10 protein-coding genes are annotated in these 11,969 nt (G+C 69.7%); all 10 read right to left on the bottom strand.

The features are described from left to right. Window positions 1-321: 321 nt before the first annotated feature. The 10 genes from recJ to GGR71_RS11325 all read right to left on the bottom strand — a co-directional run bounded on the left by recJ (window position 322) and on the right by GGR71_RS11325 (window position 11,969). Window positions 322-2,055 (bottom strand): single-stranded-DNA-specific exonuclease RecJ, encoded by a 1,734-nt coding sequence (gene recJ, locus GGR71_RS11370; RefSeq protein WP_160958634.1) that lies wholly within the window; start codon window positions 2,053-2,055, stop codon window positions 322-324. Further along, entirely contained in the window at window positions 2,052-2,972 is a 921-nt protein-coding gene (locus tag GGR71_RS11365; protein ID WP_160958632.1) for a phosphoglycerate mutase, read from the bottom strand. The genes recJ and GGR71_RS11365 overlap by 4 nt, the downstream gene beginning before the upstream one ends. A gap of 4 nt (window positions 2,973-2,976) precedes the next feature. After that, window positions 2,977-3,441 carry a transcription elongation factor GreA gene (gene greA, locus GGR71_RS11360; protein WP_026143501.1) on the bottom strand — a complete coding sequence of 155 codons (465 nt, stop codon included), beginning with the start codon at window positions 3,439-3,441 and terminating at the stop codon, window positions 2,977-2,979. 8 nt (window positions 3,442-3,449) lie between these two features. Continuing rightward, complete coding sequence (gene carB, locus GGR71_RS11355) at window positions 3,450-6,692, bottom strand: carbamoyl-phosphate synthase large subunit (RefSeq protein ID WP_160958629.1); 3,243 nt, start codon at window positions 6,690-6,692, stop codon at window positions 3,450-3,452. Between the two features lie 10 nt (window positions 6,693-6,702). Then, window positions 6,703-7,146: a DUF6973 domain-containing protein gene (locus tag GGR71_RS11350; protein ID WP_048489091.1), complete on the bottom strand. Its 444-nt coding sequence runs from the start codon at window positions 7,144-7,146 to the stop codon at window positions 6,703-6,705. Beyond that, window positions 7,146-8,270, bottom strand: a complete 1,125-nt coding sequence (gene carA / locus GGR71_RS11345; protein ID WP_160958623.1) for a glutamine-hydrolyzing carbamoyl-phosphate synthase small subunit — start codon at window positions 8,268-8,270, stop codon at window positions 7,146-7,148. Before carA ends, GGR71_RS11350 begins: the two co-directional genes overlap by 1 nt. 162 nt (window positions 8,271-8,432) lie before the next feature. Beyond that, a complete protein-coding gene (gene dapB, locus GGR71_RS11340) occupies window positions 8,433-9,149 on the bottom strand; it encodes a 4-hydroxy-tetrahydrodipicolinate reductase (protein WP_160958620.1) in 717 nt (238 codons plus the stop codon). Between the two features lie 545 nt (window positions 9,150-9,694). Continuing rightward, a complete protein-coding gene (locus GGR71_RS11335; protein WP_160958617.1) occupies window positions 9,695-10,411 on the bottom strand; it encodes an MOSC domain-containing protein in 717 nt (238 codons plus the stop codon). A 20-nt stretch (window positions 10,412-10,431) separates the two neighbouring features. Next, entirely contained in the window at window positions 10,432-11,640 is a 1,209-nt protein-coding gene (locus GGR71_RS11330; RefSeq protein ID WP_160958614.1) for an aminotransferase-like domain-containing protein, read from the bottom strand. 74 nt (window positions 11,641-11,714) lie between these two features. Then, entirely contained in the window at window positions 11,715-11,969 is a 255-nt protein-coding gene (locus tag GGR71_RS11325) for a DUF6587 family protein (protein WP_160958612.1), read from the bottom strand.

Here is an 11,969-nt window from a genome sequence, read left to right as displayed (position 1 = left end):
CGTGGTTGGGGTGAGGGTGCGGCGCACAGCGTGGTGCTTTGGCTGTGCGCGGCTTCGCCCGTACCCTCATCCGGCCCTGCGGGCCACCTTCTCCCGAGGGGAAAAGGGAAAGCAAAGCCCTCTCCCACCGGGAGAGGGGTTGGGGTGAGGGTGCGCGCGAGGCGCGGTGTAATGGACGACATGAGGCTACGCCCGCCCCTCATCCGGCCCTTCGGGCCACCTTCTCCCGAGGGGAGAAGGGAAAAGCAAAGCCCCTCTCCCACCGGGAGAGGGGTTGGGGTGAGGGTGCGGCACCACGCGCAGCGTCAGACTGCCAACTGCTCAGCCATCCAACGGCAAGCAGTGCTCCACCACCAGTTGCACCGCCTCGCCGCCGCGGTAGTCGTCGGCGACCAGCCGATAGGCGATGTGCACGCGGCGGCCAGGTTCGCGGCCGTGCCAGCCATTGAAGTGGATCGCGTTCAAGGGCTCCGCGCGGCCGGGGCAGCGCAGGCTCAGCTTGAGATGGCGTTCCTTCAGCACGCGCCACTGCAACACCTCGAATTCGCCGTCGAACAGCGGTTCGGGAAAACCCTGCCCCCACGGCCCGCCCTGTCGCAACGCCTCGGCGTGGCGATGGTCGAGTTCATGCGGATCCAGTGCGCCGTCGCTGAGCAGTTCGGCCTGCAGCAGTTCCGCATCCAGGCTGGCCAGTGCATGTGCGCGGAATACCTGCTCGAACTCGGCCAGCGCGTCCTGGGGCAGACTCAGGCCCGCGGCCATGGCGTGGCCGCCGAACTTCTCCATCAGGCCCGGCCGCTGCGCCTCCACCGCCGCCATCGCGTCGCGGATGTGGAAACCTGGAATCGAACGCGCCGAGCCGCGCAGCTGCGTGCTGCCCGGCTCGGCCGGGGCGAAGGCGATCACCGGTCGGTGCAGGCGGTCCTTCATCTTCGAGGCGACCAGGCCGATCACGCCGGGGTGCCACTGCGCATCGAACAGGCACACCGCCACCGGCGGCTGCTCGGGCGCGGCCAGCAACGCCTGCGCCACCACCGCCTCGGCCTCGTCGGTCATCTGCTGCTGCACGGCGCGGCGTTCGGCGTTGATCTCCTCCAGCGTCGCGGCGATCGCACGCGCCTGCTGCGGGTCCTCGCACAACAGCAGTTCGATACCCAGGGCCATGTCCTCGAGCCGGCCAGCGGCGTTCAGCCGAGGGGCCAGGGCGAAACCGATGTCGCTGGCGCTGAGCCGCGCCGGGTCGCGGCCGCTGGCTTCGATCAAGGCGCGCAGGCCGAGACAGCCCTCGCCACGCTGCAACCGGCGCAAACCGGCCGAAACCAGCGCACGGTTGTTCGGGTCCAGCGGCACCAGGTCGGCGACGGTGCCGACCGCGACCAGGTCCAGCAGCACGCCGAGGTCCGGCGGCGCCGCCGCGAACGCACCGCACACGCGCAGGTGCCGGCGCAGTGCCAGCAGCACGTAGAAGATCACCCCGACGCCGGCCAGCATCTTGCTCGGGAACGCGTCGCCGGCGAGATTCGGATCGACGATGGCATCGGCCGGCGGCAAGGCCGGCCCCGGCAGGTGATGGTCGGTGACCAGCACCTGCCAGCCCAACGCCTTGGCCGCGGCGACACCGGCGTGGCAGGCGATGCCGTGATCCACCGTGACCAACAAATCCGGCTGCAACGGCGCCAGTTCCGCCACCAGCGCCGGCGACAGCCCGTAGCCGTGGACCATGCGGTTGGGCACCGCGTGCAGCACCTGCGCGGCGCCGAGCAGGCGCAGCCCGCGCACTGCCACCGCGCAGGCGGTGGCGCCGTCGCAATCGAAATCGCCGACCACCAGGATGCGCTTGCCCGCGGCGATAGCCTCGGCGAGCAAGGCCACCGCCGCGTCGATGCCGCTCAGCGCGTCCGGCGGCAGCAGTTGCGCCAGCTTGGGCTGCGCCAGGCCACTGTCGTGCGCGCCACGCGCGGCGTAGATGCGTCGCAGCAGCGGCAACGTGGCCTCGTGCCACGGGCCTGCCGCGGCCGTCGCGGGCCGCCGCACGATGCGCGCGAGCGAACTCATGCGTCCAGGCGCGACAGCGGCCGCCGCCACAGGCGCCAGCGTTGCGCGGGGGCGATGCGGAAACAGGTACCGTCCTCGAAATCCAGCTGCAGTTGCTGCAACTCGCCATCGCGCAGCGCCTGCAGCAGCGGCTGCACCACCTCGCCGACGAACTGTTCGGGCGCGCGCAGCTGACGCAGGTCGACCAGCGCATCGACCCGCGGCGCCTGCGCATCGGCGACGCCGGCGGCCTGCGCCAGCGCGCGCAACAGCGGATCGCGGCTGCGCACCTGCGCATGCGCGGTGCCGACCGTGGCCGGCAGGCGGCCGCCACCCCAGAACCACAGCGAATTGATCGCCGGCTGGCCGCGGGCGACGCGCTCGCGGTTCCACGGATGCTGATGCAGCACGATCTGCGCCTCGGTCAGCAGCGCACGCCAGCGGCGCGCGTCCTCGCCCTGCGGCAGATGATCGAACAGGTCCGCCCCGAGCACCTGCGCCGGCGCCGCGAATACCGGCAGCACGCTGTCGGCCGGCAGGCGCAGATACCAGCGGGTGGGATCGGGCGCGTCCAGGATCAGCCCGCTCTCGGCGAACACGCCCTGCACCGCCGGCAACAGCGCGTCCAGGTCCACCGCGTCGAGCGGCAGCATGTCGCCATGCGCCATCAGCCGCGCGCCCTGCATGTCCGGCACCACATAGGCGGGATCGGCGCGCAGCCACAGGCCGTCGCCGGCATCGCCGGCGTCAAGCTGGCGGGTCAGTGCCGCAGCCGGCAGCGATGGTTCCGTCAGCACGAAATGGCGGCGCAACTGTGCCTCGCCGCCCGGCGTGGCCTGCGTGCGGTCGGCGCGGCCGAACGCACGCGCCACCTCACCGGCCAGCACGGCGCCAGCCAGGCGCACCCGCTCCGGCAGCAGCAAGGTGGCGACCGCCATCGGATCAGCCGACGTAGGCGACGCTGACGATCTCGTACTCGCGGCGTCCGGCCGGGGCATCGATGCTGACGCTGTCGCCTTCCATCTTGCCGATCAGCGCACGCGCCAGCGGCGAGGAGATCGCGATCAGGCCCAGCTTGATGTCCGCTTCCAGGTCGCCGACCAACTGGTAGCGCTTCTCTTCGTCGGTCTCGACGTCGGCCAGGGTCACGGTGGCGCCGAACACTACCTTGCTGCCGACCGCCAGCTTGCTGACGTCGATGACCTCGGCGTGCGACAGCTCGCTCTCCAACTGCTTGATGCGGCCTTCGATGAAACCCTGCTGCTCGCGCGCGGCGTGGTACTCGGCGTTTTCCTTGAGGTCGCCGTGCGCGCGCGCCTCGGCGATCGCGGTAATGACCTCGGGACGCTTGACCGACTTCAGGTGATCCAGTTCCTCGCGCAACCGCTGCGCGCCTTGCATGGTGATCGGGGCTCTCACGCTTCCAGCTCCTTGTGCAGTTCCTGCAGCGCCCAGACCGGACCGGTGCCGCGGAATTCCAGTGAATGCACCAGCGCACGCGCGCCGGCGACCGTGGTCGAATAGGTGACGCGATGCTGCAGGGCTTCGCGACGGATCGAGAACGAGTCGGAGATCGCCGCCCGGCCCTCGGTGGTGTTGACGATATACACGATTTCGCCGTTCTTGATCAGATCGACGATGTGCGGACGGCCCTCGGCGACCTTGTTCACCTGCTCGCACTGCAGACCGTGCTGCTGCAGCCACGCGCAGGTGCCGCGGGTGGCGACCAGGGTGTAGCCGCGCTCGACCAGCGCCTGCGCCACCGGCAGCACGCGCTGCTTGTCCGGATCGCGCACCGACACGAAGGCCTTGCCCAGCGGCGGCGCCTTGATGCCGCCTGCTTCCTGCGCGCGCGCGAACGCCGCGCCGAAGCTGCGGCCCACGCCCATCACTTCACCGGTGGAACGCATCTCCGGGCCGAGGATCGGATCGACGCCCTGGAACTTGGCGAACGGGAAGATCGCCTCCTTCACCGAGTAGTAGTCGGGCACGATCTCCTTCAGCGCGCCCTGCTCGGCCAGGGTCTTGCCGGCCATGCAGCGCGCGGCGATCTTGGCCAGCGGCACGCCGATCGCCTTGGACACGAACGGCACGGTGCGCGAGGCACGCGGGTTCACTTCCAGCAGGTAGACGATGTCGTCGCCGGCATCGTTGACCTGCACCGCGAACTGGGTGTTCATCAGCCCGACCACGTTCAGCGCCTTGGCCAGTTCGACCACCTGGCGGCGCAGCTCGGTCTGGGTGGCCGGCGACAGCGAGTACGGCGGCAGCGAGCAGGACGAATCGCCCGAATGCACGCCGGCTTCCTCGATGTGCTCCATGACGCCGCCGATCAGCACCTGGCCATCCTGGTCGGCGATGATGTCCACGTCCACTTCCACCGCGTTGTCGAGGAAGCGGTCCAGCAGCACCGGCGAATCGTTGGAGACCTTGACCGCGTCGCGCACGTAGCGCGCCAGGTCGGATTCGCCGTAGACGATTTCCATGGCGCGGCCGCCGAGCACGTAGCTCGGGCGAACCACCAGCGGGTAGCCAATCTCGCGCGCCAGCACCAACGCTTCCTCGGCGTTGCGGGCGATGCGGTTCGGCGGCTGCTTCAGGCCGAGCTTGTCGACCAACTGCTGGAAGCGCTCGCGGTCTTCGGCCAGGTCGATCGAGTCCGGCGAGGTGCCGATCACCGGCACGCCGTTGGCTTCCAGCGCGCGCGCCAGCTTCAGCGGGGTCTGCCCGCCGTACTGCACGATCACGCCCTTGGGCTGCTCCAGCTCGACGATCTCCAGCACGTCTTCCAAGGTGAGCGGTTCGAAGTAGAGGCGATCGGAGGTGTCGTAGTCGGTGGACACGGTCTCCGGATTGCAGTTGACCATGATGGTCTCGTAGCCGTCCTCGCGCAGCGCCAGCGCCGCGTGCACGCAGCAGTAGTCGAACTCGATGCCCTGGCCGATGCGGTTGGGACCGCCGCCGAGGATCATGATCTTGTCGCGGTCGCTCGGCGCGGCCTCGCACTCGTCCTCGTAGGTCGAGTACAGGTAGGCGGTGCTGGTGGCGAACTCCGCCGCGCACGAGTCCACCCGCTTGTACACCGGGCGCACCTTGTGCGCGCGGCGCAACGCGCGCACCGCGGCCTCGTTGGTGCCGCACAGCTCGGCCAGGCGCGCATCGGAGAAACCGGCGCGCTTGAGCGTGCGCAGGCGCTTGGCGTCCAGCGCGCCGAGGCCGTCGGCGGCCAGCTGCGCTTCCTGCGCGATCAAATCCTCCATCTGGTCGAGGAACCAGGGATCGATGAACGACAGCCCATGTACCTGCTCCACGCTCATGCCGGCGCGGAAGGCGTCGGCGACGTAGAACAAGCGCTCCGGACCGGGCGCCTTCAACTCACGCTTCAGCGTGGCCAGGTCGTCTTCGCTGCTCAGGTCCAGGCCGGTCGGATCCAGCCCGATCTTGCCGGTCTCCAGGCCACGCAGCGCCTTCTGCAGCGATTCGGAGAAGGTGCGACCCATCGCCATCACCTCGCCCACCGACTTCATCTGCGTGGTCAGGCGCGCGTCGGCCTGCGGGAACTTCTCGAAGGCGAAGCGCGGAATCTTGGTGACCACGTAGTCGATCGACGGCTCGAACGAGGCCGGGGTCAGCCCGCCGGTGATCTCGTTCTTCAGTTCGTCCAGGGTGTAGCCCACCGCGAGCTTGGCCGCGACCTTGGCGATCGGGAAGCCGGTGGCCTTGGAGGCCAGCGCCGAGGAGCGCGACACGCGCGGGTTCATCTCGATCACCACCACGCGCCCGGTCTGCGCGTTGATGCCGAACTGCACGTTGGAGCCGCCGGTGTCCACGCCGATCTTGCGCAGCACCGCGATCGACGCATCGCGCAGGCGCTGGTATTCCTTGTCGGTCAGGGTCTGCGCCGGCGCCACGGTGATCGAGTCGCCGGTGTGCACGCCCATCGGGTCCAGGTTCTCGATCGAGCAGACGATGATGCAGTTGTCCGCGGTATCGCGGACCACTTCCATCTCGAACTCCTTCCAGCCCAGCACCGACTCCTCGACCAGCACTTCGCTGGTCGGCGACAGCTCCAGGCCGCGGCCGACGATCTCGATCAGTTCCTCGCGGTTGTAGGCGATGCCGCCACCGCTGCCGCCGAGGGTGAAGCTGGGGCGGATGATGGTCGGGTAGCCGACAGTGGCCTGGATCTCCAGCGCCTCTTCCAGGGTGTGCGCCACTGCCGCCTTCGGGCACTCCAGGCCGATCTCGCCCATCGCCACGCGGAACAGCTCGCGGTCCTCGGCCATGCGGATGGCCTCGCGCTTGGCGCCGATCAGCTCGACGCCGTACTTCTCGAGCACGCCGTGGTCGGCCAGGTCCAGCGCGCAGTTCAGCGCGGTCTGCCCGCCCATCGTCGGCAGCAGTGCATCGGGCTTTTCCTTGGCGATGATCTTCTCGACCGTCTGCCAGTTGATCGGCTCGATGTACACGGCGTCGGCCATGTTCGGGTCGGTCATGATCGTGGCCGGGTTGCTGTTGACCAGCACCACGCGGTAGCCCTCGTCGCGCAGCGCCTTGCACGCCTGCGCGCCGGAGTAGTCGAACTCGCAGGCCTGGCCGATGACGATCGGGCCGGCGCCGATGATGAGGATGGTGTGGAGGTCGGTGCGCTTGGGCATGGGGGGATTCTCAGTAGAGGCGGTCCTGCCACGCCGCGGGGGCGCGCCAGGTGATCTGATCGGACGAACGCGCATCGATCGCGCCATGGTCGACCGCGGCGCGAACCTCGCGCTGCATCGCGGCCCAACTGCTGGCGGTGGCGCCGATGCGCGCGCCGATCCGGTTGTTGTGGGCGTCCATCGCCCGGCTCGCGGTGCCGCGGCCATCGCGCTCCATGACCGCCGTGACCCAGTCCACGCAGCGCGGCGACAGGGTGTAGGCGACCACGGCGCTGGCCAGGCTGTGGCGGTACGCATCGGCCGGGCCGTCGCGTCCGCCCGGCAAGCCGGCGCTGAGCCACTGCGGATACACCGCGCCCAGCACGAAGGCCGGATACGCGGCCAGCACCAGCAACGCCGTGGCCGGCCACCGCCAGCGGCGGGTCGGCGACGGCATGGCCGGCGCTGCGGCCATCAGGCGGCGGCCGCCATCAGCGCGGTGAAGCGATCGAACAGCGGCGCCACGTCGCGCGGGCCCGGCGAGGCTTCCGGATGGCCCTGGAAGCTGAAGGCCGGCGCGTCGGTGAGGGCAATGCCCTGGTTGCTGCCGTCGAACAGCGAGCGATGGGTGACGCGCACGTTGGCCGGCAAGGTCGCCTCGTCCACCGCGAAGCCGTGGTTCTGCGAAGTGATCATCACCCGGCCGCTGTCCAGGTCCTGCACCGGATGGTTGGCGCCGTGGTGGCCATGGCCCATTTTCAGGGTCTGCGCGCCGGCGGCCAGCGCCAGCAGCTGGTGGCCCAGGCAGATGCCGAAGGTCGGGATCTTGCGCGCCAGCAGTTCCTTGATCGCAGCGATCGCGTAGTCGCACGGCGCCGGGTCGCCAGGGCCGTTGGACAGGAACACGCCATGCGGGTTCATCGCCAACACCTCGGCGACCGGCGTCTGCGCTGGCACCACGGTCACCTCGCAGCCGCGCTCGGCGAGCATGCGCAGGATGTTGTGCTTGACCCCGTAGTCATAGGCGACGACCTTGAACCTGGGCTCGGCCGTCACGAACGCGTTGCTGTCCAGGTCGAGCTGGCCGTCGCGCCAGGGATAGGCGGTGTCGGTGGAGACCACCTTGGCCAGGTCCATGCCCTTCAGTCCCGGAAACTTGCGCGCTGCTTCCAGTGCGGTGTCCACGTCGACCTCGCCGGCCATCAGCGCGCCGTTCTGCGAGCCCTTCTCGCGCAGGATGCGGGTCAGCTTGCGGGTGTCGATGCCGGCGATGGCGACCACGCCGCGCTGGAGCAGCCAGTCCGGCAGCGCCACTTGGTTGCGCCAGTTGCTGGGGCGGCGCGGCACGTCGCGCACGATCAGTCCGGCCGACCAGACCTGGGCGGCCTCGTCGTCCTGGTCGGTGCAGCCGGTGTTGCCGATATGCGGATACGTCAGCGTGACCAGTTGGCGCGCGTAGGAGGGATCAGTGAGGATCTCCTGGTAGCCGGTCATGGCGGTGTTGAACACCACTTCGCCGACGGACAGGCCGGCAGCGCCTACGGATTCGCCCTCGAACACGGTGCCGTCTTCAAGGACAAGGATTGCGGGTTGAGTCACGGGGTTCGCCTTGGGGAGAGAGGAACCCTGCCCCACCAACTTGCAGGCTGCAAGAAACCGCGAACTCGGCGCTTCTCCGGGTCCGTGGCGATGGGTAACAGGCGAGCGAGAATTGTACCGGCGCGGGGCGGTCCGCGCCAGCCGTTTATGTGAAAACCATGTTCAGCCGAGCAGGTCGCGCAGCCGGTAGGCCCCGGGCGCACGTCCCGGCAGGCGCGTGGCGGCATGCAGCGCGCCGCGGGCGAAGATGTCGCGGTTGCTGGCGCGGTGCACCAGTTCGACCCGCTCGCCCAGTCCGGCGAACTGCACCAGATGTTCGCCGACGATGTCGCCGGCGCGCAGGCTGGCGTAGCGCGGGGTGGCGCCACCCTGCACTGCCGCGTCGCCGAGGGTCAGCGCGGTGCCGGAGGGTGCGTCCTGCTTGTGCACATGGTGGGATTCGACGATGTCGCAATCCCAGCCCGGCAGCGCCGCGGCGGCGCGCTCGACCAGATCGTGCAGCACCGCCACGCCCAGGCTGAAGTTCGATGCCCAGATGAAGGGGATGCGCTCGGCGGCCGCAGTCAGCGCCTGCCGTTGCGCCTCCTCCAGCCCGGTGGTGCCCGACACCAGCGCCGCACCGCGCGCGGTGCACAGGGCCAGCACCGGGTCGAAGCCCTGCGGCAGGCTGAAATCGATCGCCACGTCGAAGGCCGGCACCCCGCCAAGTTCGGCCGCGGCGAAGTACGGCACCCCGTCGATCACCCGCTGTGCCGGCGCGCGCCGCACCACCGCGGCCACCACCTGCAGCGCCGGGTCCTGCGCGGCCAGCCGCAACAACGCCTGGCCCATCCGGCCCGACGCACCATGGATCAACACACGCAGCGGAGAAGTCGTCATCGGCACAAGGCTAGCGGTTTGCGTGCGGGTGCGACAGAGGGCGCGTGCGCCCGAAGGGCAGCCAGCGCTCAGCCTCGGACGTGGCGATGCTTCACTCGTCGCGGCTGAAGCCGCTCCCACAAGGGCGTGGCGACCCTGGAAGTGACCGAAAAGATGGCGGGCGAGGCGCTCAGCACCTGGAACCTAGCACTTGGCACTTGGCGCCAGGAGACATTGCAGCCGATCGGGCACCCCTGTGGGAGGGGCTTCAGCCCCGACGCCGTATCGCCCGATCTCGCGCGGCGCCCTGCCGCCGTTGCGCGACGATGCACCTGCATGCTCTTGCACGCAGCATGCTCGGTGCGGACGGTGCCCTGCTTCGGATGCAACGCGGCCTCGTTCGTCGCGGCTGAAGCCGCTCCTACAGACGATCAGCGACATTGCTGGCCAGGCATTGTGGGAGGGGCTTCAGCCCCGACGCGTTGCCCCCACCCAATCGGGCATGCACCTGTCGACGCCACCGCTCCCGCAAAGAGGGAAGCACGCTCGCCGAATCGATAACTGCCCTACTCGGCCGCCGCCTGCCCCAACAGGCGCTTGTCCCAATCCTCCACCGCGCGCTGCGCCAGACGCCGCTCGAACAAGATGCGCCAGTTCGGTACCAGCGGCAGCGCCAGTACGTCCTGCAGTTGCGCCGTGTCGATCTCGCGCCGGTAAAGCAGGTCGATCAGACGTGCCAACGACCACTGCGGATGCGGGCGCTCCAGCAGGGTCAGACGGTCGCCAGCGGCGACCTCGCCGGGTTGCAGCACGCGGTAGTACCAGCCGGTGCGGCCGCTGTCCTGCACGCGCCGCGCCAACGCGGCCACGCCGAACCGGTCGGACAGCTTCCAGCACGGCTGCCGCGACTGCGACACCTCGACCACGGCCGTGCCCAGGCGCAGACGATCACCCAGGCACAGGTCGGCTTCGGTCACGCCGCAACTGCTGAGGTTCTCGCCGAACGCGCCCGGCGCGTCCAGCAAGGCATGCGCGCCCAGTTCCTCGCGCCAGGCCGGGTAATGGTCGCGCGGGTAGTGGTGCAGGGCCTTGTCGGGCCCGCCATGCACGCGGCGGTCGCCCTGCTCGTCCAGCTCCAGCCCCTCCAGGCCGATGCGCAAGTGCCCGGCCTGCGGCCGCTTGTCGATCGCGCTAAGGCTGCCTGGGCGGGTGAACGCCTGCGCGCGGCCGACCAGGACCGCATCGATGGTCCACGCCGCAACGGTGGAATCGGACGACGTCATCGACGGAGGCGACGCCGGACTCAGGCCGTCGCGCGCCGGTGCGCGGCGACCTCGTCCTGCAACAACGCGCCGAGGATGCGCACGCCGGTCTCGATGCGCTCGGCCGGCACGGTCACGAACGACAGCCGCAGGGTATTGCGCTGCGGTGCGACCGCGAAGAACGGCGCGCCCGGCACGAAGGCGACGTTGCGCTCGATCGCCTTGCTCAGCAGCGCGCTACCGTCCATGCCCTCCGGCAGTTCGACCCAGATGAACATGCCGCCGGCCGGGCGGTTCCAGCGCACCTGCGCGGGGAAGTACTTGGCCAGGGCCGCGAGCATCTGCTCGCAGCGGCTGGCGTACAGCGCGCGGATGCCGGGGATGTGCGCATCCAGGAAGCCGTCCTGCACCGCCTCGTACACGATGCGCTGGCTGAACGATGGCGTGTGCAGGTCCGCCGCCTGCTTGGCCTGCACCAGCTTGGCGTGCACCGCTTCCGGCGCCACCAGGTAGCCCAGGCGCAGGCCCGGGGCGAACACCTTGGAGAACGAGCCCATGTAGATGGCGCCGTCCGGATTCATCGACAGCAGGCTCGGCAGCGTGTCGCCGCTGTAGCACAGCTCGCCGTAGGGATCGTCCTCGACGATCGGCACCCCGGCCTCGGCCGCACGCGCCACCAGCGCCTGGCGCCGATGCAGCGGCAGGCGCCGCCCGGTCGGATTCTGGAAGTTCGGCAGCACGTACATGAAACGTGCGCCGGACAGCTGCGCATCGTCCAGCGCGTCCACCACCACGCCATCGTCGTCCGACTGCATCGCCGCGAATGCCGGCTGGAACAGCGAGAACGCCTGCAGCGCGCCGAGGTAGCTGGGCGTTTCCACCAGCACCTTGCTGCCTTCGTCGATGAACACCTTGCCGAGCAGGTCCAGGCCCTGCTGCGACCCGGTGGTGATCAGCACCTGGCTTGGCCGGATGTGGGCGCCGTCGCGGCTCAGCCGCGCCGCCACCCATTCGCGCAGCAGCAGATAGCCTTCGGTCGGGCCGTACTGCAGCGCCGCCTGCGGCGCATCGCGCAGCACCTTGGCGCAAGCCTCGCGCATACGCTCGACCGGGAAGGTATCCGGCGACGGCAGGCCACCGGCGAAGGAGATCACTTCCGGACGTTCGGTGACCTTGAGGATTTCGCGGATCGCCGAACTGGTCAGCGCCTGCGCACGGCGGGAGAACTGGAATGGGCTGGTCATCGACATAGGATAGTCGCCGCCATCGCGGCGCGCATGTGCGGCGCACAAGCGATGCGCCGGCCGGCAACGGGTAAGGCGACTCAGTGCCGCCGCGGCGGCGTCGGGCCACAGCTGTCGCAACCGCCGCAAGCGCCAGCGCCCGCGATGGGCGCTGGCGCGATGCTGCGACCGAGGGCCTGCAGCCACGCCGCACGGTTTGGTTTGAGCAGGCGCACGGCGATGGCGCCGCGCAGCTTGCGCGCGGTGCCGGGGAACTGCTTCTTCAGCACCACCCAGGCGCTGACCAGCACCGCCAGCGCAATCACCAGGTACTGCAGCAGCAGCGAGGTGCTCAT

Source organism: Xanthomonas sp. F1, assembly GCF_014199855.1.
Note: the sequence above shows the minus strand (reverse complement) of the source record. Positions and strands in the feature narration are given on the sequence as shown.

Coding starts and splice junctions, on each gene's coding strand:
- recJ (WP_160958634.1), bottom strand. CDS start 2,055: ATGAGTTCGCTCGCGCGCATCGTGCGGCGGCCCGCGACGGCCGCGGCA.
- GGR71_RS11365 (WP_160958632.1), bottom strand. CDS start 2,972: ATGGCGGTCGCCACCTTGCTGCTGCCGGAGCGGGTGCGCCTGGCTGGC.
- carB (WP_160958629.1), bottom strand. CDS start 6,692: ATGCCCAAGCGCACCGACCTCCACACCATCCTCATCATCGGCGCCGGC.
- GGR71_RS11350 (WP_048489091.1), bottom strand. CDS start 7,146: ATGGCCGCAGCGCCGGCCATGCCGTCGCCGACCCGCCGCTGGCGGTGG.
- dapB (WP_160958620.1), bottom strand. CDS start 9,149: ATGACGACTTCTCCGCTGCGTGTGTTGATCCATGGTGCGTCGGGCCGG.
- GGR71_RS11335 (WP_160958617.1), bottom strand. CDS start 10,411: ATGACGTCGTCCGATTCCACCGTTGCGGCGTGGACCATCGATGCGGTC.
- GGR71_RS11330 (WP_160958614.1), bottom strand. CDS start 11,640: ATGTCGATGACCAGCCCATTCCAGTTCTCCCGCCGTGCGCAGGCGCTG.
- GGR71_RS11325 (WP_160958612.1), bottom strand. CDS start 11,969: ATGAGCACCTCGCTGCTGCTGCAGTACCTGGTGATTGCGCTGGCGGTG.